This is a genomic window from Streptomyces sp. NPDC097595, from assembly GCF_044761525.1.
In the GTDB taxonomy this organism is placed as follows: domain Bacteria; phylum Actinomycetota; class Actinomycetes; order Streptomycetales; family Streptomycetaceae; genus Streptomyces; species Streptomyces drozdowiczii_A.
Genome location: NZ_JBIWCN010000016.1, coordinates 153,440 through 174,492 on the forward strand (window position 1 = coordinate 153,440; position 21,053 = coordinate 174,492).

13 protein-coding genes and 1 pseudogene are annotated in these 21,053 nt (G+C 72.2%); 10 read left to right on the forward strand and 4 right to left on the reverse strand.

The annotated features are described in order from the left end of the window. The first annotated feature begins 284 nt into the window (after window positions 1-284). Together ACIQZN_RS24180 and ACIQZN_RS24185 are read left to right on the forward strand one after the other, a co-directional pair. On the forward strand, window positions 285-2,876 hold the full coding sequence (locus tag ACIQZN_RS24180; protein ID WP_403997491.1) for a S8 family serine peptidase: 2,592 nt from the start codon (window positions 285-287) through the stop codon (window positions 2,874-2,876). After that, window positions 2,876-5,830 carry an FG-GAP repeat domain-containing protein gene (locus tag ACIQZN_RS24185; RefSeq protein ID WP_403997494.1) on the forward strand — a complete coding sequence of 985 codons (2,955 nt, stop codon included), beginning with the start codon at window positions 2,876-2,878 and terminating at the stop codon, window positions 5,828-5,830. The genes ACIQZN_RS24180 and ACIQZN_RS24185 overlap by 1 nt, the downstream gene beginning before the upstream one ends. A gap of 60 nt (window positions 5,831-5,890) precedes the next feature. Here the strand turns inward: ACIQZN_RS24185 and ACIQZN_RS24190 are convergent, their stop codons facing one another. Continuing rightward, entirely contained in the window at window positions 5,891-6,811 is a 921-nt protein-coding gene (locus tag ACIQZN_RS24190) for a formylglycine-generating enzyme family protein (protein ID WP_403997497.1), read from the reverse strand. A gap of 266 nt (window positions 6,812-7,077) precedes the next feature. Here ACIQZN_RS24190 and ACIQZN_RS24195 point away from each other — a divergent pair, with 266 nt between their 5' ends. Both ACIQZN_RS24195 and ACIQZN_RS24200 read left to right on the forward strand, forming a co-directional pair. After that, the gene (locus ACIQZN_RS24195) at window positions 7,078-10,830 is read left to right on the forward strand and encodes a S8 family serine peptidase (RefSeq protein ID WP_403997500.1); all 3,753 of its coding nucleotides are present in this window, start codon (window positions 7,078-7,080) and stop codon (window positions 10,828-10,830) included. Window positions 10,831-10,869: 39 nt separating this feature from the next. Then, on the forward strand, window positions 10,870-14,154 hold the full coding sequence (locus tag ACIQZN_RS24200) for a S8 family serine peptidase (protein ID WP_403997503.1): 3,285 nt from the start codon (window positions 10,870-10,872) through the stop codon (window positions 14,152-14,154). Between the two features lie 44 nt (window positions 14,155-14,198). Here the strand turns inward: ACIQZN_RS24200 and ACIQZN_RS24205 are convergent, their stop codons facing one another. Both ACIQZN_RS24205 and ACIQZN_RS24210 read right to left on the reverse strand, forming a co-directional pair. Next, window positions 14,199-14,996, reverse strand: coding sequence for an alpha/beta fold hydrolase (locus ACIQZN_RS24205; RefSeq protein ID WP_403997506.1), 798 nt, complete (start codon window positions 14,994-14,996; stop codon window positions 14,199-14,201). Between the two features lie 48 nt (window positions 14,997-15,044). Then, entirely contained in the window at window positions 15,045-15,470 is a 426-nt protein-coding gene (locus tag ACIQZN_RS24210; protein ID WP_403997509.1) for a MarR family winged helix-turn-helix transcriptional regulator, read from the reverse strand. A gap of 88 nt (window positions 15,471-15,558) precedes the next feature. Between ACIQZN_RS24210 and ACIQZN_RS24215 the strand changes: the two genes are divergently transcribed. From ACIQZN_RS24215 to ACIQZN_RS24230, 4 genes and pseudogenes are all read left to right on the forward strand, one after another. After that, window positions 15,559-16,560, forward strand: coding sequence for an aldo/keto reductase (locus tag ACIQZN_RS24215; protein ID WP_403997512.1), 1,002 nt, complete (start codon window positions 15,559-15,561; stop codon window positions 16,558-16,560). A gap of 49 nt (window positions 16,561-16,609) precedes the next feature. Then, a complete protein-coding gene (locus ACIQZN_RS24220; RefSeq protein ID WP_403997516.1) occupies window positions 16,610-17,146 on the forward strand; it encodes a GNAT family N-acetyltransferase in 537 nt (178 codons plus the stop codon). Between the two features lie 32 nt (window positions 17,147-17,178). Continuing rightward, the gene (locus ACIQZN_RS24225) at window positions 17,179-17,820 is read left to right on the forward strand and encodes a class I SAM-dependent DNA methyltransferase (RefSeq protein WP_403997519.1); all 642 of its coding nucleotides are present in this window, start codon (window positions 17,179-17,181) and stop codon (window positions 17,818-17,820) included. Between the two features lie 93 nt (window positions 17,821-17,913). Continuing rightward, window positions 17,914-18,151, forward strand: a pseudogene (locus ACIQZN_RS24230) (sulfite exporter TauE/SafE family protein); the annotation flags it as partial. 45 nt (window positions 18,152-18,196) lie between these two features. On the opposite strand, the gene ACIQZN_RS24235 reads toward ACIQZN_RS24230, so the two are convergent. Continuing rightward, window positions 18,197-18,475 (reverse strand): metal-sensitive transcriptional regulator, encoded by a 279-nt coding sequence (locus ACIQZN_RS24235; protein WP_403997522.1) that lies wholly within the window; start codon window positions 18,473-18,475, stop codon window positions 18,197-18,199. Window positions 18,476-18,646: 171 nt separating this feature from the next. Here ACIQZN_RS24235 and ACIQZN_RS24240 point away from each other — a divergent pair, with 171 nt between their 5' ends. Both ACIQZN_RS24240 and ACIQZN_RS24245 read left to right on the forward strand, forming a co-directional pair. Beyond that, on the forward strand, window positions 18,647-20,548 hold the full coding sequence (locus ACIQZN_RS24240; RefSeq protein WP_403997525.1) for an alkyl/aryl-sulfatase: 1,902 nt from the start codon (window positions 18,647-18,649) through the stop codon (window positions 20,546-20,548). 34 nt (window positions 20,549-20,582) lie between these two features. Continuing rightward, on the forward strand, window positions 20,583-21,038 hold the full coding sequence (locus tag ACIQZN_RS24245; protein WP_403997527.1) for an SRPBCC family protein: 456 nt from the start codon (window positions 20,583-20,585) through the stop codon (window positions 21,036-21,038). The last annotated feature ends 15 nt before the right edge of the window (window positions 21,039-21,053 follow it).

Genomic DNA, 21,053 nt, shown 5'->3' on the forward strand with positions numbered 1-21,053 from the left:
GCCGTGCCACAGGCGTAAGCGCGGTTACGTCATCCTCATCGCAGCACCGGCTTCCGGGGGATGTCACGCGCCGCGTCGCGCAGCCATCCCGCGTCCAGCCCCGCCGCCCTCGCGACCTCGGCGAGGCGGGCCGGGGTCATCCCGGGCTGGTGGGAGGTCAGGGACCAGCGGCGTCCCGGGCGGCCGAAGGTGGCCGGGCGGTGACCAGCCTTGTAATGCCTGAGTAACGGCGGATTTCTAGGGTGCGCACACCCCGTATGTACCGTCACTCGGAGGAGTGCTCGATGCCCCTGCTCCAACCGTCCAGGCGCAGACACGCCGTGTGGACGGTGGCCTCGCTCGCCGCGGCTGCCCTGCTCACCACCCCGCTGCCCGCCCTCGCGGCGGACTCCCCGGCCCCCTCTGCCACCGCCTCGGCGAAGATCGACTCCGCGCTCACGAGCGCGGTGCGTGACGGCAAGGACGCCACCTTCTTCGTGGTCCTGAAGGACCAGGCCGACCTGGCCGGTGCGAAGAAGCAGAAGACGCACGCGAAGAAGGCCAAGGCCGCGTACAGCGAGCTCCGTGCGCACGCCAAGTCCAGCCAGAAGTCGCTCAACACCTTCCTCGACAAGAAGAAGGTCGGCCACCAGGACTTCTGGATCACCAACACCGTCAAGGTCACCGGTGACCAGGACCTCGTCGCCGAGCTGGCCAAGCGCTCGGACGTGGCGTCGGTCGTCAAGCAGCACTCCTTCAAGCTCGACGACATCGAGACCTCCGACAAGAAGGTCACCGCCTCGCGCGCCGCCGCGCTGGGCACCGACTCGTCGGCCGACGGCACCGACGCCCCGGCGTGGGGTGTCTCCGACATCAAGGCCGACCAGGTCTGGGACCAGTACGAGGACCGCGGCGAGGGCATCGTCGTCGCCAACGTCGACTCGGGTGTGCAGTACGACCACCCGGACCTCGTCGCGAACTACCGCGGCAACAACGGCGACGGCACCTTCACGCACGACTACAACTTCTACGACGCGAGCGGGCAGTGCCCCACGACCGCGCCGTGCGACAACAACGGCCACGGCACCCACACGATGGGCACCATGGTCGCCAAGAACGGCCTCGGTGTCGCGCCGAACGCCAAGTGGATCGCCGCCAAGGGCTGCGCCTCCGACGTCTGCTACGACGACGAGCTGCTCGCCGCCGGCCAGTGGATCCTCGCGCCGACCGACCACAACGGTCAGAACCCGCGCCCGGACCTGGCCCCGAACATCGTGAACAACTCCTGGGGCAACCAGGACACCAGCACCCCGTTCTACCAGGACATCCTGGCGGCCTGGGACGCGGCGGGCATCTTCGAGGCGTTCGCGGCCGGCAACGACGGCGACGGCGTCACCTGCTCCACGACCCACCCGCCGGGCGCGCAGGCCGATTCCTACGGTGTCGGCGCCTACGACTCGACCGGCAAGATCGCCAGCTTCTCCGGCTTCGGTCCCTCGCCGACGGACGGCAGCGAAAAGCCGAACATCTCGGCCCCGGGCGTCCAGATCCCGTCCACCTGGCCGGGGAACTCGTACAACACCATCAACGGTACGTCGATGGCGACCCCGCACGTCGCGGGCGCGGTCGCGCTCCTGTGGTCGGCGGCCCCCTCGCTGATCGGCAACATCGAGGAGACCCGCAACCTCCTCAACGAGGGCGCGCGTGACGTCGACGACACCCACTGCGGTGGCACCGCCGGCATGAACTACGTGTGGGGCAACGGCAAGCTCGACATCCTCGCGTCCGTGGAGAAGGCCCCGCACACCGCGGCCATCGTCAGCGGCAAGGCCACCGACAAGGCCACCGGCAAGGCCCTCCCGAACATCACCGTGCAGTCCACCGACGCGGCCGGCGCGGTCCGTACGGTCACCACCGGCACGGACGGCACCTACCGCCTCCCGCTGGCCGCCGGCACGTACTCCTTCGCGTTCAGCGGCTACGGCTACGCGAGCGGCTCGGCCACGAATGTCGCCCTGGCCGAGAGCCAGGCGTTCACCCAGGACATCGCGCTGACCGCGGTGCCCGCCCACATGGTGTCCGGCATCGTCCGTGACGTCACCGGCAAGCCGCTGCCCGGCGCCACGGTCGAGCTGAACGGCACGCCGCTGCCCGCCGCCACCACCAACGCCAAGGGCAAGTACACCTTCAAGAAGGTCGCCGAGGGCTCCTACGGCCTCGCCGTGAAGCCCGCCGCCCCGGTCCTGTGCAACGGCGTCTACACCGGTTCCGCTGCCGTCGGCGCCGCCGACCTCACGAAGAACGTGCAGGTCCCGAACCGCACGGACAACTCCGGCAACGTCTGCACCCCGGCCGACTACTCCTGGATCGCGGGCTCCAAGAAGGTCGCCCTGACGGGTGACGAGGACTCCGCCACCGTCTCGCTGCCGTTCTCGGTGAAGCACTACGGCGTCTCGTACTCCTCGGCCTCGATCACCACCGACGGTCTGATCAACTTCCTGTCCTCGCGCGTCGGTGACTACAACAACACCGCCGTGCCGACCGTCGGCGTGAACGGTGTGAAGGGCATCGTCGCCCCGCTGTGGGACGACCTGACGCTCGACAAGAAGTCCTCCGTGCAGACCGCCACCACCGGCACCAAGGGCAGCCGCAAGTTCGCCATCGTGTGGAACAACGCGGCCTACGCCAACGGCACTTCGGGCCGCGCCACCTTCGAGGCCGTCTTCGACGAGGCCACCGGCGCCGTGACCCTCCAGTACCAGTCCGTCGCGGACCAGGGTGCCGGCGCCACCGTCGGCATCGCCGACCAGTCCGGCACCGACGCCTTCCAGTACTCCTTCAACCAGTCCGTGATCGCCGACGGCACCGCCGTCAGCTTCACGCAGGGAGCGAAGTAATGAGAGCCCAGCACTCCCGGCGGGCGCTTCAGCTCGCCGCCGGCCTCGTCGCGGCGGGCCTCTGCCTGACCGTCGCCCCGCAGGCCCTGGCCGCCGACAGCGGCAGCGACGCGCCGATGAAGCTGACCAGCGCCGAAGCGAAGAAGCTGGCCGCCAACGTCACCCTCGACCCGTACGTCAAGGCCGAGGACACCACCGGCACGCAGAAGGACGCCTCGGACACCGCCGCCTCTGCCGCGAAGTCGGGCGTCGCCGCGAAGACGGACGCCGCGAAGACGGATGCCACCGCCGTCGACCCGACCACCAAGGTCACCATGACCGCGAAGTCCACGCTGGAAGGCGTGCGCGGTCTGGGCGCCACGGTGCCGGTCGGCAAGAACGGCGACTACTACTCCGTCAACGCCATGGGCAACGTCCAGCTCCACGCTGCCGACGGCAGCGAGACCTGGGCCCGCACCAGCAGCTCGTTCTACACGGACTGGCAGGCCAAGCCGCTCCAGGTCTGGCGCGTCGAGCCGTACCCGCCCCAGATCCTCATGGGTTACAACGCGGTCTCGCCGTTCTCGCCGAACTCGGAGTCCGGATACTCCGCCGGTGACTTGACCGGCGACGGTGTCCCTGACCTGGTGTTCTCGGCTCTGGTCGGCGCCAATCCGTACCCGCGGGCCTTCACCTCCCCGGGCTCGGACCTGTCGTCCGGCACCTTCGTGACGGTCCTCGACGGCAAGACCGGGGCCACGGTCTGGTCGAAGCTGTACAACCACGCCTCCATGGTCAAGATCGTCAACGGCACCCTGCTGGTCGCCGACGCGCCCCGGATGAGCGGCGACGCCAAGGTCCCGGCCGCCGCGACCGCCACACTGACCGGCATCCGCTTCACGTCGGGCGCGGACGGGAAGCTGACCCCGGCGCAGACCTGGTCCTTCGACACCAAGGAAGCCCGGTACACCAACTGGGGCGACATCCAGGACCTCGGCAAGGGCAAGGTCGCCGTCTCCTGGAACCTCGCCAAGGCCCAGGGCGTCGAAGGGCGCGGCCACACCGCCGTGCTCGACACCACCGACGGCTCGGTCACCTGGCGGACCGACAGCGTGCTGTACAGCCGCATCATGCGTCTGGACGCCGGCCGCAAGCGCCTCGTGGCCGTCGAGCAGGCCGACGTCAACGACGCGGTGCACTACGAGATCGCCGCGTACGACCTGAAGACCGGTCACCGCGCCACCCTGAGCGGCCGCGACAATGTGGTGCCCACCGCGCTGACGGTCGGCGACCTCGCGGGCAAGGCGGGCGACGAGTACGCGGTGGCGGAGTCCTCGTTCGACGAGAACCTCTTCGTCAACGCCAGCACCATCCGTGTCGTCAACGGTGACAACGCGGACAAGGTCCTCTGGTCGAGCACGACCAAGCGGGATGCCGAGAACGGCCACGACGCGCCCAGCACCTGGGGCCTCGGGGTGATCGACGGCAAGCTGGTCGCCTCCGCCCAGAACGACCGGAAGATGGACGAGCCGGAGAACCGGGGCAGCCTGCGCTACGCGTCGCTGACGGTCTTCTCCGGCAAGGGCGCGGTCGCGTGGCAGTCCAAGGGCGTCGCGGCCTCCCCGATGTTCCAGGACCTCTACAGTGACGCTGCGGGCTCCCACGTCCGGGTGATCGACCAGGGCCAGAACATCCGCACCTTCAAGCTGGGCAACGGCAAGGCGGAGAAGGTCACGCCGCTCCAGGGCGACATCGCCTACGCCCAGAGCGCCGACCTGAACAAGGACGGCAAGAACGACCTGATCATGGGCGGTTCGTCCAACGGCCTGTGGGCCTACTCGGGCCCGTCCGTGGTGAACGGCGGCAAGCCGGAGAAGCTGTGGCAGGCCACCCTTCCCGGTGCGGTCCACGACATCGAGATCGGGGACGTCAACGGTGACGGCAAGCCCGAGATCGTGGTCGCGGCCGACACCGCGACGGTCGTCCTCAACGGGAAGACGGGCAAGACGCTCGCCACGATCGACGGTGGCGGCCAGTTCGTCCACACGGCCAAGCTGTCCGACCTCGACGGCGACGGCGAGCTGGACATCCTCGTCCCGACGGACGCGATGCGCGCCTACTACGGCGACGGCCACGCCATCTGGACGTACAGCGCCCCCAAGGCCGCGGGCGACGTGCGCTTCGCGGACCCGTCGGTGAACGACGGCAAGGTGTACGCCTCGTACGCCAGCCTCAACGCGTGGGACCTGGCCAAGCCGGTGACCAACGCGGTCGCGCTGAACGCCAAGAACGGCAAGCCCCGCTGGTCCGCCGCACCCGAGGTCCCCGACGCCGCCGTCGGTGGCGTCCGCACCCTGATCCCGAACGAGGGTGTCTTCGCCTCCAAGGAGATCCCGTACGCCAACGGCCACGCGGTGGTCTATCTGTGGGCGGTCACCGCCCCGATCAAGCTGGACGACATCTCCTCCCAGCTCAGCCCGCAGAACTACTTCGAGATCCGCGACGGCCGCACCGGCGAGGTGCTGCACTCCGGAATCTCGGGCGGCCTGTGGACGCACAACAGCTACTTCGCCAAGGACGGGGTGCTGTACGAGGGCGGCACGGCGTCGTTCCGGCGCTACCTGGCGAACGGTGACGACAAGACGCAGGGTGTCACGCCGCAGTCGTATGGTGGCGGCTTCATGACCGGCCCCGGCGGGCGCGACCTCCTGGTCGCCGGCGTCGAGTCGGGCCTGTACCTCTGGGACCCGAGCATCCTCGACTCCGAGGACACCTGGGCGCCGTCGGTCGCCAGCATCGGCCTCATGGGCGCCCGCAACTACTTCGCGGGTGACCTCGACGGTGACGGCGTCGACGAGGTGCTGTCGCTCAACAGCGACGACTCCGGCCGGGACCGCGAGGCCGGCCAGTTCGGCGGCGGGTACTTCCTGACCGACAACGGCATCCACCAGGTCACGGCGTACAAGCTCTCCTGACCTGAACCGCCTTCCACGGGCCCCCGGGACGCACCTCGTCCCGGGGGCCCTCGGCATGCGTCACCACACCACGCGGAAGCCGATGTTGCCGGCCGAGCTGTCCACCGTGTTCGAGGTGCGGGCCGCGACGCGGTAGCGGTTGCAGTACGAGTCGTGGCACAGGTACGAGCCGCCGCGCATCGTGCGACGGTCGTCGGTGCCCGGCTGCCAGGTGTCGGCCGACCACTCCCACACGTTCCCGGCGGTGTTGTACAGCCCGAACCCGTTGGGCGCGTACGTGTGGACGGGCGCCGTGCCCGCGTAGCCGTCCTCCTCCGTGTTCCGGGTGGGGAAGGAGCCCTGCCAGATGTTGCAGCGGTGCTCGCCGCCCGGGGTGAGCTCGTCGCCCCACGGATAGCGGGCCTGGTCGAGCCCGCCCCGGGCGGCGTACTCCCACTCGGCCTCCGTGGGGAGCCGCCCCCCGGCCCACTGGCAGTAGGCGAGCGCGTCGCGCCAGGTGACGTGGACGACCGGGTGGTCGCCCCGGTCGCGTATGTCGCTGCCCGGCCCTTCGGGAACGTCCCAGCGGGCGCCGCTCACCCCGCACCACCACGGCGTCTGCTCCGGGCGCGGCGAGACCTTGCGCAGGTGGCCCGGGAGGAACTTCGCGAAGACGTAGCTCCAGCCGAACTCCTCCGCCTCCGTGCGGTAGCCGGTGGCCTCCACGAACGCGGCGAACCGATCGTTGGTGACGGTGTACGCGTCGATCGTGAACGGCCCGACGCCCACCTCGCGCACCGGGCCCTCCGCATCGCCCGCGTTCACGTCGGGGTCCTCGCTGCCCATGCGGAACGTGGAGCCGGGCAGCTCGACGCGGTCCGCGTACGCCGTCTCCGGGGCGCGAGGGGCGACCGGCCCGATGCTCAGGACCGGCTCGGCTGCGGGGGCTCCGTCCCTGGAGGGGGTGCAGCAGCTCTTGGGGGCGTCGGGGTGGTCACTCATCGTTGCCTTCTTCGTCGGGGAACCGAGGCACCGGAGATCGTAACCATGGCCGGAAAACGCCCCTGCGGCCGTGCCGCCCCCGGCGAACAGGCGACATGTCGCATGCTCGCCACCCGTACCTCCTAGGCCTCACCGCGACGCCGACCCGAGGATGTCCGGCAACGGGCCGCGCGGCTGCCTCAGCGGTCGCCCGGCCCGTCCCCGTGCTCCCGCTCGTCCGTCGCCCGGCAGCCGATGCCGTGGCCGCACCTCGCCTGGAGGCCACGATGCGCACCGGTCACGTCGGACGCGGCGGAGGGGCGGCGCGCGCCACCGCGCTCCTCGCCTCGGCGTTCGTCCTCGCCCTCCTCGGGCCCGTGCTCCCCGGGCAGGCGGCCGGGGCGGCGCCCGTCGCCGTCCGTACGGCCCCCGCCCCGCACGGAAACGCCCACCGCGACACCGTCACCCTGGTCACCGGGGACACGGTCGCCGTCACCACCGACAGTGAGGGGCGCGTCTCGGTCGATGCCAAGGCCACGGGGGCGGCCACCACCTTCCGTACCGAGCAAGGGCCTTCGGGGGACACCTACGTCATCCCGGACAGCGCGGGGGAGGGGCTGGCCTCCGGGCGGCTCGACCGGGAGCTGTTCAACGTGACCCGGCTCGCCGCCGACGCGCAGGGGGGCGCGCAGGACACCGTCCCGTTCATCGTGGATTACGCGGGCACCCCGGCCCGGTCCACCCTCGCGGCGCGCGCCGGGGACGTCCCGGGCGTCACGCACCGGACGCCGCTCACCTCGCTCGGCGCGGCGGCCGTGGACGTCGAGAAGGATTCGCTGCACGCGTTCTACCGCGCCGTGCTGGACGGGCCGCAGGCCGTGGTCCGCCCGGACCGCAGGGTGCGGGCGGCCCTGGACGTCAGCGTGCCGCAGATCGGCGCACCCGAGGTGTGGAAGAGCGGCTACGACGGCAGCGGGGTCGAGGTCGCGGTGCTGGACACCGGGATCGACTTCGGGCACCCCGACTTCGACGGCCGGGTCCTGGCCTCGGAGAGCTTCATACCCGGCCAGGAGGTCCAGGACGGGCGCGGGCACGGCACCCATGTGGCGAGCACGGTCGCGGGCAGCGGGGCCGCGTCCGGCGGGAAGTACATGGGCGTCGCGCCGGGCGCCGGGCTCCTGATCGGGAAGGTGCTCGACAACACGGGCAACGGTGACGAGTCCACGGTCATCGCCGGCATGGAGTGGGCCGTAGCCCAGGGCGCCGACATCGTGTCCATGAGCCTCGGGGCGCCCACCGAGGAGGGCAGCGACCTGCTGAGCGAGGCCGTCGACGCGCTCAGCGAGTCCTCCGGGGCGCTGTTCGTGATCGCGGCCGGCAACACCGGTCCCGGCCGGTCCACCCTCGCCAGTCCCGGCACCGCGCGGACCGCGCTCACCGTCGGCGCCGTCGACAGCCAGGACCACCTCGCCGCCTTCTCGGGGCGCGGGCCGACCGCCTCCGGCGCGCTGAAGCCGGAGATCACCGCGCCGGGCGTCGGGATCGTCGCGGCCCGGGCGGCGGGCACGCACATCGGCAAGGACGTCGGCGAGTACTACACCGCCCTGGACGGCACCTCCATGGCCACCCCGCACGTGGCCGGTGCGGCGGCCCTCCTCAAGCAGCAGCACCCGGGGTGGGGGGCGGCCCGGCTCAAGGACGCGCTGGTCTCCGCCGCGAAGACGGGCCCCGACGACGAGGTCTACGAACAGGGCGCCGGCCGCGTCGCCGTGGACCGCGCCTCCGCCCAGTCGGTCACCGCGACCGGGACCGCCGACTTCGGGGACCTGCGCGACGAGCAGCGGACGGTGACCCGGGACGTCGTCTACACCAACGACGGCGACCACGCGGTCACCCTGAGCCTTGGCCTCGACCTGGGGCGCGGGGCGACCGTCCCCGAGGGCGGCGCCACCCTCTCCGCCGACACCGTCACCGTCCCCGCCCACGACAGCGCGGCCATCACCCTCACCGTCGACCCGACCCGTACCGGCACCGGCCGCTACGACGGCTACCTGACCGCCACGGGCGACGGCACCCACCTGACCACCGCAGTCGGCTGGACCGAACCACCCCCGAAGCACACCGTGCACTTCACCTTCACCGGCCGCGACGGCAAGGCGGGCGGGCAGACGAACCTTCAGATACTCGACATGACCAGCGGTGACGCCGAGCTGCAAAGCCTCACATTCATGGCGGACGGCAACTGGGAGACCCAGCTGCCGGAGGGCGACTACGCCCTTCAGGCCCTCGTCACCACCTACGACACCAACCGCATCCCGCTGGCCGTGGACACCTTCGCCGAACCGGAGTTCACCGTCGACGGCGACGCCGCCGTACGCATCGACGCCCGGCAGGCCCACGAGCTGACAGCCGGGGTGGACGGCGAGCGCGATCCGCTGGAGCGCGCCGCGCTCGGCGTCACCGCCCGCCGCACCCTGGACGACGGTGCCACAGCCGCGATCGGCGTTGCGAGCGGCGTCAGCGACCGCACCACCCGGTACGGGGCCATCGCCTCGCACACCACCGCCGAGCACGGCACCTTCGACCTCACCGCCGAACACCGCCTGCGCGACCCGCTGGTCCGGGGCACCTGGAAGGCGGGTCGGACGACCCAACGCATCGACCTCCTCACCCCGGACCTCGGGAAGCGGTTCACCGGCGACCGCAAGCTGACGGCCGTCGACGTGGGCACCGGCACCGAGGCCGACTACGCGGGTCGGGACCTGACCGGCAAGCTCGCCGTCGTCCGCACCAACGGCTGGCTCGTGCCCACCCTCGCCACCGCCGCCCAGCACCACGCCGCCGCCGTCCTCGCGATCCGCCCCACCGAGGGCACCACCCTCGTCCAGGACGACGGCAACAGCACCGTTCCGGCCGTTGCCGTCAGCCGCGAACAGGGCGCGGAACTCCTCGCCGCCCTCGCGAAGGGGCCGGTCACGGTCACCCTCGACGGCCGCGCCGACAGCCGCTTCACGTACACCGCCCCGTTCCACGCGACCGGCGCCATCCCCGCGCGTACCGCCCTCACCGTCCGCACGGACCGGTTCGCCCGGCTCGTCAGCACCTTCCACGCGGACGGCACCCCCCGGATCGCCGACGACGTCCTGACGGTCTGGCACTCCTGGGAGAAGGCCGCGTTCCGGATCGGCGCCCGGCACCTCGCCCCCGGCACCCGCACCGACTACGTGTACGCGGACGGCACCCAGTACGCACAGACGGTCCGGGCCTCCGACCTGTCCGACACCTACCTGGAGGAGTACCCGGCGGCCTACCGCCCGCGCGAGACCGTGAAACGCGCATGGGGCGCCGCGCCCATGCACCCCACCCTGCCGCGCCGCATCAGCTGCGCCCTGTGCCGGTCCGACCTCGGAGCCAGCTTCCTGCTGGCGCCCTACGGCGACGGCGACCCCGCCCACTACGGCATGGGCGCCTCCACGAGCACCTTCACCTACCGGCGCAACGGCCAACAGGTCCCCGCCGCCCAGCTGTTCGTGCCCGAGGACGCCGAGTACCGCATCGACCAGAGCGTCGTCCGCCGCACGAACGCCCTGGAGTCCCTGGGCACCCGTACCGACACCACGTACACCTTCCGCTCGGCGGCCCCGAAGCCCGGCGCCACCGCCCCCGGCTGCACCGAGGTCTACGGCCCGGACCACCCGTGCGCCGTCCTGCCGGTGATCCTGCTCGGCTACGACCTGGGGGTCGACGGCGACAACACCGCCCGCGCAGGCCGGGCCCTCCCAGTGCGCATCGGCACCCTGCGCCCGGACGGCTACCGGGGGCCGCGCGTCACCGGGATGCGCGTCGAGGTCTCGTACGACGACGGCGCGACCTGGGCCGACTCCGTACGGCCGCATGTGCGCGGCGACGGATCGGCCACCGCCGTCCTGCACCACCCGCGCACCGGCGCGGAGCACGTCACGCTCCGGGTCACCGCCTGGGACGACGCCGGCAGCCGCACCCAGCAGACCGTGGTCCGGGCGTACGCGCTGCGCCGCTGACCCGTAGACCCCACCCCTACCAGGAAGGGTTCACTCTCCATGACACCGAGACACGGCAGACCGCGACGCGCCTGGGGACTCCTGCTCGCCGTGGGCCTCGCGGCGACGGGGCTCCCCGCCGCCGCGACCGCCCAGGCCGCCCCCGCGAGCGACACCGCCCGGCCGTCCGTCGAGCGCGCCCTGACCGACGACCTGGCGGACGGCGGGAGTTCCACCTTCTGGGTCTACCTCCGTGATGAGGCCGACCTCAAGGGCGCCGCGAAGATCACGGACCGGGCCCGGCAGGGGCGCGAGGTGAGCAGCCGCCTCCGGGAGACGGCCGCCACCAGCCAGTCCGCCCTGATCGATGTGTTGCGGGACGCGGGCGCCTCGTACACGCCCTTCTGGATCGCCAACACCGTCGAGGTGAAGGGCGACGCGAAGCTGCTCAAGCGGATCACCGCCCTGCCGGAGGTGGACCGGGTCACCGGCGACCGGACGTACGCGCTGCCGGAGATGAAGGCGGCGCAGGACGAGCCGACCGTGGACGACGTCGAGTGGGGCGTCGACCGGATCGGCGCGCCCCAGGTGTGGAAGGACTACCAGGCCACCGGTGAGGGCATCGTCGTCGGCAGCATCGACTCCGGCGTCCAGTACGACCACCCGGCCCTGGTGAAGCAGTACCGGGGGAACAACGGCGACGGCACCTTCACCCACGACTACAACTGGTACGACCCCACGGTCAGTTGCGGCATCGTCGTCTCCACGCCCTGCGACAACGTCGGGCACGGCACCCACACCGTGGGCACGATGGTCGGCGACGGTGGCACCGGCAACCACGTAGGCGTCGCGCCCGGCGCCGAGTGGATGGCCGCGAAGGGCTGTTCTTCCAGCACCTGCGCCCAGCGGAGCCTGCTCGCCGCCGGCCAGTTCATGCTGGCGCCCACCGACTCCCACGGAAAGAACCCCCGACCCGAACTGCGCCCGCACGTCGTGAACAACTCGTGGGGCAGCGCTGCGGCAGGCTCCGACCCGTGGTTCGAGCAGACCGTGCAGGCGTGGGTGGCGGCCGGGATCTTCCCGGTCTTCTCCAACGGAAACGAAGGCCCGGACTGCGGCACAGACGGCAACCCGGGTAATCTCAAGGAGAGTTACGGTGTCGGCGCCTTCGACGCAGAAGGCAACATCGCCTCCTTCTCCAGTCGTGGCCCCTCGGAGTTCGGCGACGACCTGATCAAGCCGGACGTCTCGGCGCCGGGCGTCGCCATCCGCTCCACCTACCCCGGTGGCAAGTACGCCGTGGGCAGCGGTACGTCGATGGCCGCACCCCATGTGGCGGGCGCCATCGCCCTGTTGTGGTCGGCGGCCCCGGCGGTCGCGCGGGACATCGACGCGACCCGGCGGCTCCTGGACGAGACCGCCGTCGATGTCCCGGACGTCTCCTGCGGCGGCACCGCCGAGGACAACAACGTGTACGGGCAGGGCCGGCTGGACATCCACGCGGCCGCCGAAAAGGCCCCGCGCGGCACGACCGGCACCCTGAGCGGCACGGTCACCGACGCGACCACGGGTGAGCCCGTCGAGGGCGTCATCGTGCAACTCGCCACCGCAGACGGCCCGGTGGGCCTCCCGGAGACCACCGACGCCGAGGGCCGCTACACGACGCTCGCCACCGTCGGCGCCTACACCGTGACGACGTCCTCCCCGGCCTACACCGCCACGAAGACGAAGGTGACGCTCGCCGAGGCCGCCCCGGCCACCGCCGACATCCGCCTCCCGGCCCTGCCCGGCAAGGTCCTCTCCGTCACCCCGGACGACGCCGACTTCGGCGCCGTACCCATCGGCACCACCGGCGGCCCCGTCGCCGTCACCCTCACCAGCCTCGGCAGCAAGCCGGTCACCGTCATCCACGTCACCGACCACGACGGCGCGTTCGTGGCCGACCCGGGCACCTGCGGCAAGGCGCCCTTCCGGCTGAAGCGCAAGGAGCACTGCACGCTCGACCTCACCTTCCGGCCCACCGAGAAGACCGCCCAGGACGGGAAGATCACGCTCCTGGACGACGCGAAGGGGCTCGTGCACACCGTGCGCGTGCACGGCAGCGGCACGGCGATCCCCGCCCGCAGCGGCGCGGTGGGCACGTCGGCCATGCAGCGGGACCTGCACGCCGCGGTCATCGACCCCCAGGGTCGCTACGCCTACTTCGGCACCGACAACCCCGCCGACCCGCTGCCCGGATTCATCACCAAGGTCGACCTGAAGACCTTCAAGACGGTCGGCACCCTCACGGTGGGCCTCGGCCAGAAGGTCATGCAGGACGCGGTCATCGATCCGGCGGGGAAGTACGCCTACTTCGCCGTCGCCGCCTACCCGAGCCGTGTCGTCCGTGTCGACCTGGAGACCTTCACCTGGGACAAGATCCTGGTCCTCGGCGCGGACGATGGCAACATCCGTTCGGCCCTCATGGATCCGGCGGGCGGGTACGCCTACTTCGGGACGGGCACCAACCCCGGCCGCCTGGTCAAGGTCGACCTGGCCACCTTCACCCGTGTCGGAGCCGTCACGTTGGGAGCCGGGGACGACTTCCTCGACGCCGGAGTCATCGACTCCCAGGGTGAGTTCGCCTACTTCGGTACGGTGACCAGCCCCCAGGGCCGCGTCGTCAAGATCGACCTCGCGGCCATGAAGGAGGTCGGCTCGCTCCCCCTCCCCTCCGGTGAGGGCCCGCTGCGGTCGGCGGTCATCGCACCCGACGACAGCTACGCGTACTTCGGCACGGGCGAGGGCGCCGGCGGCGGGAAGATCGTCCGGATCGACCTGAAGAGCTTCACCCGGGACGGGGCCCTCGCCCCGTCCGGCGGCGGGGCGTTCTTCACGGCTGTGATGGACCCCGGCGGCCGGTTCGCGGCCTTTGGCACGCTGTCGACGCCGGGCAGGGTCGTCACGATCGACCTGGAACGCTTCGAGTCCACCGGTTACGTATCGCTCGACGAGAACGACGGCCCGCTGATCTCCGGGGTGATCGACCCCCAGGGCGCCTACGCGTACTTCGGTACGAAGACAGCGTCGCCCCGGGTCGTCAAGGTCAGGGTCGGCGCCCGCTTCGAGCTCACCGCCACGGCGGGCCCGGGCAAGCTGCTGCGCACCGCGTCCCTCACCTGGAACGGGGCGACGACGGCCGAGGTCCGGGTGGTCCGGGACGGCAAGGTCGTCGCGACCGTGCCGAACACCGGGCGCTTCACCGATCTGATCATCGGCCGCCCCCGGCCCTCGCACACGTACCAGCTGTGCGACACGGGCACGGACCGCTGCTCAGTCGAGGCGAAGGTGGCCTTCGGCGGGTAGCGCGCCCGGGGCCTCCGCCGGTCCGTTCCCCACCGGCGGAGGCCCTACGGCGTGTCCAGGAACGCCGAGATCGCCCCGTACAGCGCGTCCGGCCGCTCCAGATGCAGGTCGTGGCCCGTGCCGGGGACGCTCACCGCGTGCGTGCCGGGGCGGCGGCGCAGCATCTCGGCCACCTCGTCGGCCGGGATGAAGCTCTTGCGGCCGAGGACGAGCAGGGTGGGGCACGTGACCCGGTCCCACTCCTCGTGGAAGGAGCGCCGGGCGTTCTCCGCGATGGACCCGGTCATCACGTCCCGGTCGAAGCGCGGCCACCAGCCGCCGTCGCGCTCCACGAGCCCCGCCGCCCAGCCCGCCCCGGCCGGGCCCCCGCCGAAGAACGCGGCAGCCGCCTCGCGGTCGGCGAACGGCAGCGGCCACGAGTCGAGCCACCGGCCGATGTGCTTGTCCAGGTCCGGGTTCGGCCCACCGCACCCCGCCTCCACCAGCACCAGCGCGCCCGCCAGGCCCGGATGGGCGGCGGCCGTCAGCATCGCGGTGTGGCCGCCCAGCGACTGCCCCACCAGGACGGGGCGCTCAAGGCCCAGGTGCCGTACGACGGCGACGACGTCCGCCACGTACGCGGCGCGGGAGACGTCGTCCGGGCGGCGCTCGCTCGCGCCGTGCCCGCGCTGATCGACCGCGACGACCCGGTGCCGGGGCGCCAGCCGCTCCGCGAGGGCGTCCCACTCGCCCGCGTGGCCGGCGAGGCCGTGGAGCAGGACGACCGGCCGGCCGGACCCGCCCCCGTCCCGGCAGACGAGCCGGACCCCTTCACGTACGACGGTGTGCTCGGTCGACGGCATGGTGCCCCCCAGGCGTTCGGCTGCTTCCGGTGATCATGCCCCGTGTTCTCAGAGCCGGCGGAGAAGTACGGCGAGCGTTTCGGTCTCCCGCGCCGTCAGCTTGTCGGTGAAGTGGCGGCGTACGGCGGCCTCCAGGCCGGGGTGTACGGCGGCGACGGTGCGGTGGCCCGCTTCGGTGAGGGTGACGACGGTGGCACCGCCGGACCGTTCGCGGGCGATGAGGTCGCGCTTGCTCATGCGGGTGAGCTGGTGCGAGATGCGGGTGCGGTCCCAGCCGAGGGACGCGGCCAGCTCGCTCTGGCGCAGCGCACCGTCCGCCTTGCTCAGGCTGACCAGGATCGTCAGGTCCGGCTCGGACAGGCCCGCCGCGTCGGCGGTGTCGGCGATCACGCGCGCCCTGACCACCTCGTGGGCCCGCTTGAAGGCGGACCAGAGGTCCACGGGGCCCGAGACCGGGCCGCCCGGTGTTGACATATCAACGCACCTGTTCCTAGTGTTGAGATATCAACGCTAGCAGGGGTCGGCTTCCGCCGCCCCCGGCACCTCCCACGCAAGGATCTCCATGCGCACTCGCACCCTCGGAAACGGCGGCCCGCAGGTCGCCCCGGTCGCCCTGGGCTGCGCCGGCATGTCCGACCACACCGGACCCGCCGACGAGGCCGACGCCGTCGCCACGGTCCACGCCGCGCTCGATGCCGGTGTCACCCTCATCGACACCGCCGACTTCTACGGCATGGGCCACAACGAGGACCTCATCGGCCGGGCGCTGCGCGGCGGCAGGCGGGACGAGGCGGTGCTCAGCGTGAAGTTCGGCGGACTGCGCGATCCGGACGGGGCCTTCGTCGGCATCGAGGGCCGGCCCGCCCACGTCAAGAACGCGCTCGCCTACTCGCTGCGCCGCCTCGGCACCGATCACATCGACATCTACCGCCCCTCCCGCCTCGACCCGGCCACCCCGGTCGAGGAGACCGTCGGCGCCATCGCGGAGATGATCGAGGCCGGTCACGTACGCCACGTCGGGCTGTCCGAGGTGGGGGCGGAGACCATCCGCCGCGCCCACGCCGTGCACCCCGTCCACGACGTGCAGATCGAGTACTCCCTCTTCAGCCGGGGCCCCGAGACCAACGGCATCCTGGACACCTGCCGCGAGCTGGGGATCGGCGTCACCGCCTACGGGGTGCTCGCCCACGGCCTGCTCACCGGCGCCTACCGGCAGCCCGCCGGGGGCGACCGCCGCGCCGGGTGGCTGCCCCGCTTCCACCCCGACAACCTGCCCGCCAACCTCGCCCTGGCCGACCGGCTGCGCCCGCTCGCCGACGCGCACGGCATCACCGTCGCGCAGCTCGCCACCGCGTGGGTCATCGCCCGCGGCGGCGACACCAGCAGCGTGGTCGCCGTCGTGGGCGCCCGCCGCCCGCACCGCGTGTCCGAGGCCCTGGCGGCGGCCGAAGTCACCCTGAACGAGGCCGACATGGCCGCTATCGACGCGGCCGTCCCGGCCGGTGCGGTGGCGGGGACGCGGTATGCGGCGCCCCTGATGGCCCTGCTGGACAGCGAGTCCTGACGTCGGGCCGGGGCGCGGTCCGGCGGGCGGCGCCCCGATAATCCGTGGCATGAATGACCGCATACAACTGCCGGCCGGGCTCGTCCTGCGCCGCTGGGAGGCCTCCGACGCCCCCGCCGTACGGGACGCCTTCGCCGAGCCGGGCATGGAACGGCAGGCCGACGCGCCCCTCGTCACGGTGTCCGACGCCGAGCAGTGGGTGCGGCGGAGGCAGGACCAGTGGGGCCGGGGGGCCGCCTTCGGCTTCGCCGTCGCGGACGCGTCCGGCACCGCGCTCGGCGGTGTGGCCGTGAGCGGCCTGGACGCCCGGCACGCCACCGGCTGGGTCTCCTACTGGACCGGTTCCGCCGCACGCGGCAGGGGAGTGGCCACCCTCGGCTGCCGCGCCCTCGCCGACTGGTGCTTCGCCGAACTGGAGCTCTTCCGGCTGGAGTTGGGGCACCGTACCAACAACCCCGCCTCCTGCCGGGTGGCGCTCGCCTCCGGGTTCGCGGCAGAAGGGCTGCAACGCCAGAAACTGGCGTACGACGGCGTCCGCTACGACGTCGAGACCCACGCCAGGCTCGCGACCGACCCGGCCCCCTGAGGGTCCCCGGTGCGGGCACTACCCTCGCCGCCATGGTCGAACGCGAATCCCTCTCCGTCACCCGTGCCGCCTACGACGACGCCGCGGAGCTGTACGCGCGATTGTTCAGCGACTCGTTGCGCGACAGCCCGTTGGACCGGGCCATGCTGGACGCCTTCGCGGAGTCCGTCGGCGCGGGCGGGAGGGTGGCGGACCTCGGGTGCGGGCCCGGGCACATCACCGGTTACCTCGCCGGCCTGGGGCTCGAAGCGTTCGGGGTCGACGCCTCGCCCGCGATGGTCGGGCTCGCCCGCCGGGCCTGCCCCGGACTGCGGTTCGACGTAGGGGAGATGGGCGCGCTCGACCTCCCCGACGGCACGCTGGACGGTGTGCTCTCGCGGTGGTCCGTCATCCACGCCCCGCCGGCAGAACTGCCGGACGTTCTCGCCGAGTTCGGCCGCGTACTCGCACCCGGCGGCCACCTCCTCATCGGCTTCTCCGCGACCGACGGACCCGAGCGCCCCACGCAGTCCTTCGACCACGCCGTCGCGACGGCCTACCGGTGGTCGCCCGACCATCTCGCCGGCCTGCTGCGCGCCCACGGGCTGACCGAGACGGCCCGGATGATCCGCGAGCCCCGGCCGGACGACCGTCGCCAGTTCCAGGAAGTCCACCTGCTCGCCCGCAAGGCGTAGCGCGGGGCGGCGCCCGTACCCAAGGGGCGCCCACAGCCCCCATAGGGGCATCCACGGCCCGGCCGCCGCGACCACCGCGAGCCTGTTCGTCGTCTGCTGGGGGCGAGCGGCGGCTTTCTCGCCGTCCCCGCCCTGGTGACGGTCCTGGCGTTCGAGATGCAGGCGGCCGTCGGGACGAGCCTGCTGGTCATCACCGTCAACTCGCTGACCTCGCTCATCACCCGCTCCGGTGGCGCGGCGGGCATGGACTGGGCCATGACGGCTCCAGCGGCTGTTCGCCTGGGTGCTGCTCGCGGTCGCCGCGTTCATGCTGGCCGACGCGCTGACGTGACGGCGGCGGCGCCCCTCGGGCCGGAGCTCCTCAAGCCGACACCCCTCACGCCAGGGACAGGAACAGCTTCTCCAGGCGGGCCCGCATCTGGTCCCGGTCGACCACCGGCTGGTCGCCGTCGGCCATGCACTGCTGGAGGCCCGTCGCGATGATGGCGAAACCGGCCCGGTCCAGGGCGCGCGAGACGGCCGCCAGCTGCGTGATCACGTCCTCGCAGTCCCGGCCCTCCTCGATCATCCTGACGATCCCGGCGATCTGGCCCTGGGCCCGCTTCAGCCGGTTGAGCACCGACTTCAGCTCGTCGGCCGCCATGTCCAGCTCCACGGTTCCTCCCAAGTGCGGGGCCTCGGTCGCGGTGTCATACCCCTAGGGGTATATCCTACCCCGTTCGCCTCCCCGTACGGCGTACACCCGCTTGTGGGGTCCCGTACGCCGGGCGAGGGTGGCGGTGCCCGGGCCCGCGCGGGGCCGGCCGCCGTCGCGAGGGAGACCGACATGCCGCAGGACACCGACGCCAAGCCCGCCGAGCGGACAGTCGCCCAGGCCAACGAGGCCGTACGACGTGACTACCCCTTCGGTGACACCCAGGACCTTGAGGACGCCCGGCGCGGGTTCATGGGCACCGCGCAGGACCCCCTGATCCGCGACGCCACGGGCAGCGCCGTATGGGACCTGGAAGCCTACGGGTTCCTCGACCAGGAGTGCCCGGACACCGCCAACCCGAGCCTGTGGCGGCAGAGCCGGCTCTGCTCCGAGCACGGGCTCTTCGAGGTCACCGAGGGCATCTACCAGGTACGCGGCTTCGACCTCTCCAACATGACGATCGTCGAGGGCGACCGGGGCGTCCTCGTCATCGACCCCCTGGTGTGCGCCGCCACCGCCGCCGCCGGTCTCGCGCTGTACCGCGCCCACCGGGGCGAGCGGCCCGTGACCGGCGTCCTCTACACCCACAGCCACGTCGACCACTTCGGCGGCGTACGCGGCGTGCTGGCCGACGAGGACGTCGCGGCCGGGGTCCCGGTCCTCGCCCCGCACGGTTTCCTGGAGCACGCCGTCAGCGAGAACGTCTACGCCGGTGCGGCGATGAGCCGGCGCGCCGCCTACATGTACGGTGCCGCTCTGGAGAAGGGGCCCCAGGGGCAGATCGGCGCGGGCCTCGGGCAGACCGTCTCGACGGGTGCGCCCGGGTTGATCCCGCCCACCCTCGACATCACCCGCACCGGCCAGGCCGAGACCGTCGATGGCATCCGCATGGTCTTCCAGCTCACCCCCGGAACCGAGGCCCCGGCCGAGCTGAACATCCACTTCCCGGACCACGCGGCCCTGTGCATGGCCGAGAACGCCACGCACAACCTGCACAACCTGCTGACGCTGCGCGGCGCCGAGGTCCGCGACCCGCACGTGTGGTCCCGCTACCTCACGGAGTCGGTGAGCCTCTTCGGTGACGTGTCGGACGTCGCCTTCGCCTCGCACCACTGGCCGGTCTGGGGCCGGGAGCGCCTGATCTCCTTCCTCATGGAGCAGCGCGACCTGTACGCGTACCTCCACGACCAGGTCCTGCGGATGCTCAACCAGGGACTCACCGGGCCGGAGATCGCCGAGGAGATCGTGATGCCGCCGGCCCTGGAGCGGGCCTGGCACACGCACGGCTACTACGGCTCCGTCAGCCACAACGCCAAGGCGATCTACCAGCGCTACCTCGGCTGGTACGACGGCAACCCGGCGCACCTGTGGCAGCACCCCCCGGTCCAGGCGGCCCGGCGTTACGTCGAGTTCATGGGCGGCGCCGGTGAAGTCCTGCGCAGGGCCCGGCAGTCCTTCGCCGACGGCGACTACCGCTGGGTGGTGGAAGTCGTCAACCATGTGGTGTTCGCGGACCCGGACAACGCGGAGGCGCGCGCCCTCCAGGCCGACGCGCTCGAACAGCTCGGCTACGGCAGCGAGAACGGGACCTGGCGCAGCGTCTACCTGATGGGCGCCCAGGAACTGCGCCATGGCAGCCTCGGCACCCCCACGGACACGGCCTCGCCCGACGTCGTGGCCGCCCTCACCCTCGACCAGCTGGTCGACTCGGTCGCCATCCGGGTCAACGGCCCCCGCGCCTGGGACGCGGACATCACGGTCCGGTGGGACGTCGCCGGCGCCGAACCCCTCACGATGCGGCTGCGCAACGGGGTCCTCACCCACGTCATGGGCACCGGACCGGCCGCCGGCGAGCCCGACGTCACCTTCGCGCTGACCGAGGCGGACCTCCGGGACGTCCTGGTGGGCGCGGTGCGGCCCGGCGACCTGGCCGCCCGCCCCGGCATCGAGGTCACCGGGGACGCGGGACGGCTGGCCGACCTGCTCGGGTACCTCGACGCCCCGGACCCCGACTTCGCCATCGTCACCCCCTGAGCGCCCGGACCGACTACAAGAACGGGAGGACCCGATGGCCGTACGGCATCGCCTGATCGAGGCCGCGGTGGCGGACGTCTGGCGGGTCCTCGCCGACCCCTCGCGCTACAGCGACTGGGTGGTCGGGACCTCCGACTCGCGCCCCCGCGGGGGCGACTGGCCGGAGGTCGGCGCCGGCCTCACGTACACCCTGGGCATCGGACGGTGGTCCGTACAGGGCCGGACCACCGTCCGGCGCTGCGAGGCCCCGCACATCCTGGAACTGGAGGCCGACAGCGGCCGGATCGGCACCGCCCGGATCGCGCTCGAAGTACGCCGCTGGGGCGACAACGCCCTGGTGACGTTGGACGAACACCCCCTGCGCGGGCCGGCGGGCAAGCTCCACAACACCCTCGTCGACGCGGTGATCCAGCTCCGCCACCGCAGCGTCCTCGCCCGGCTGGCGCAGACCGTCGAGGCGGCCCCGAAGGGCGCCCGCGAAGCGGTCTGAAGCCCTTTCCGCGAC

Coding starts and splice junctions, on each gene's coding strand:
- ACIQZN_RS24215 (WP_403997512.1), top strand. CDS start 15,559: ATGCGCACTCGCACCCTCGGAAACGGCGGCCCGCAGGTCGCCCCGGTC.
- ACIQZN_RS24240 (WP_403997525.1), top strand. CDS start 18,647: ATGCCGCAGGACACCGACGCCAAGCCCGCCGAGCGGACAGTCGCCCAG.
- ACIQZN_RS24185 (WP_403997494.1), top strand. CDS start 2,876: ATGAGAGCCCAGCACTCCCGGCGGGCGCTTCAGCTCGCCGCCGGCCTC.
- ACIQZN_RS24195 (WP_403997500.1), top strand. CDS start 7,078: ATGCGCACCGGTCACGTCGGACGCGGCGGAGGGGCGGCGCGCGCCACC.
- ACIQZN_RS24180 (WP_403997491.1), top strand. CDS start 285: ATGCCCCTGCTCCAACCGTCCAGGCGCAGACACGCCGTGTGGACGGTG.
- ACIQZN_RS24210 (WP_403997509.1), bottom strand. CDS start 15,470: ATGTCAACACCGGGCGGCCCGGTCTCGGGCCCCGTGGACCTCTGGTCC.
- ACIQZN_RS24205 (WP_403997506.1), bottom strand. CDS start 14,996: ATGCCGTCGACCGAGCACACCGTCGTACGTGAAGGGGTCCGGCTCGTC.
- ACIQZN_RS24200 (WP_403997503.1), top strand. CDS start 10,870: ATGACACCGAGACACGGCAGACCGCGACGCGCCTGGGGACTCCTGCTC.
- ACIQZN_RS24245 (WP_403997527.1), top strand. CDS start 20,583: ATGGCCGTACGGCATCGCCTGATCGAGGCCGCGGTGGCGGACGTCTGG.
- ACIQZN_RS24220 (WP_403997516.1), top strand. CDS start 16,610: ATGAATGACCGCATACAACTGCCGGCCGGGCTCGTCCTGCGCCGCTGG.
- ACIQZN_RS24190 (WP_403997497.1), bottom strand. CDS start 6,811: ATGAGTGACCACCCCGACGCCCCCAAGAGCTGCTGCACCCCCTCCAGG.
- ACIQZN_RS24225 (WP_403997519.1), top strand. CDS start 17,179: ATGGTCGAACGCGAATCCCTCTCCGTCACCCGTGCCGCCTACGACGAC.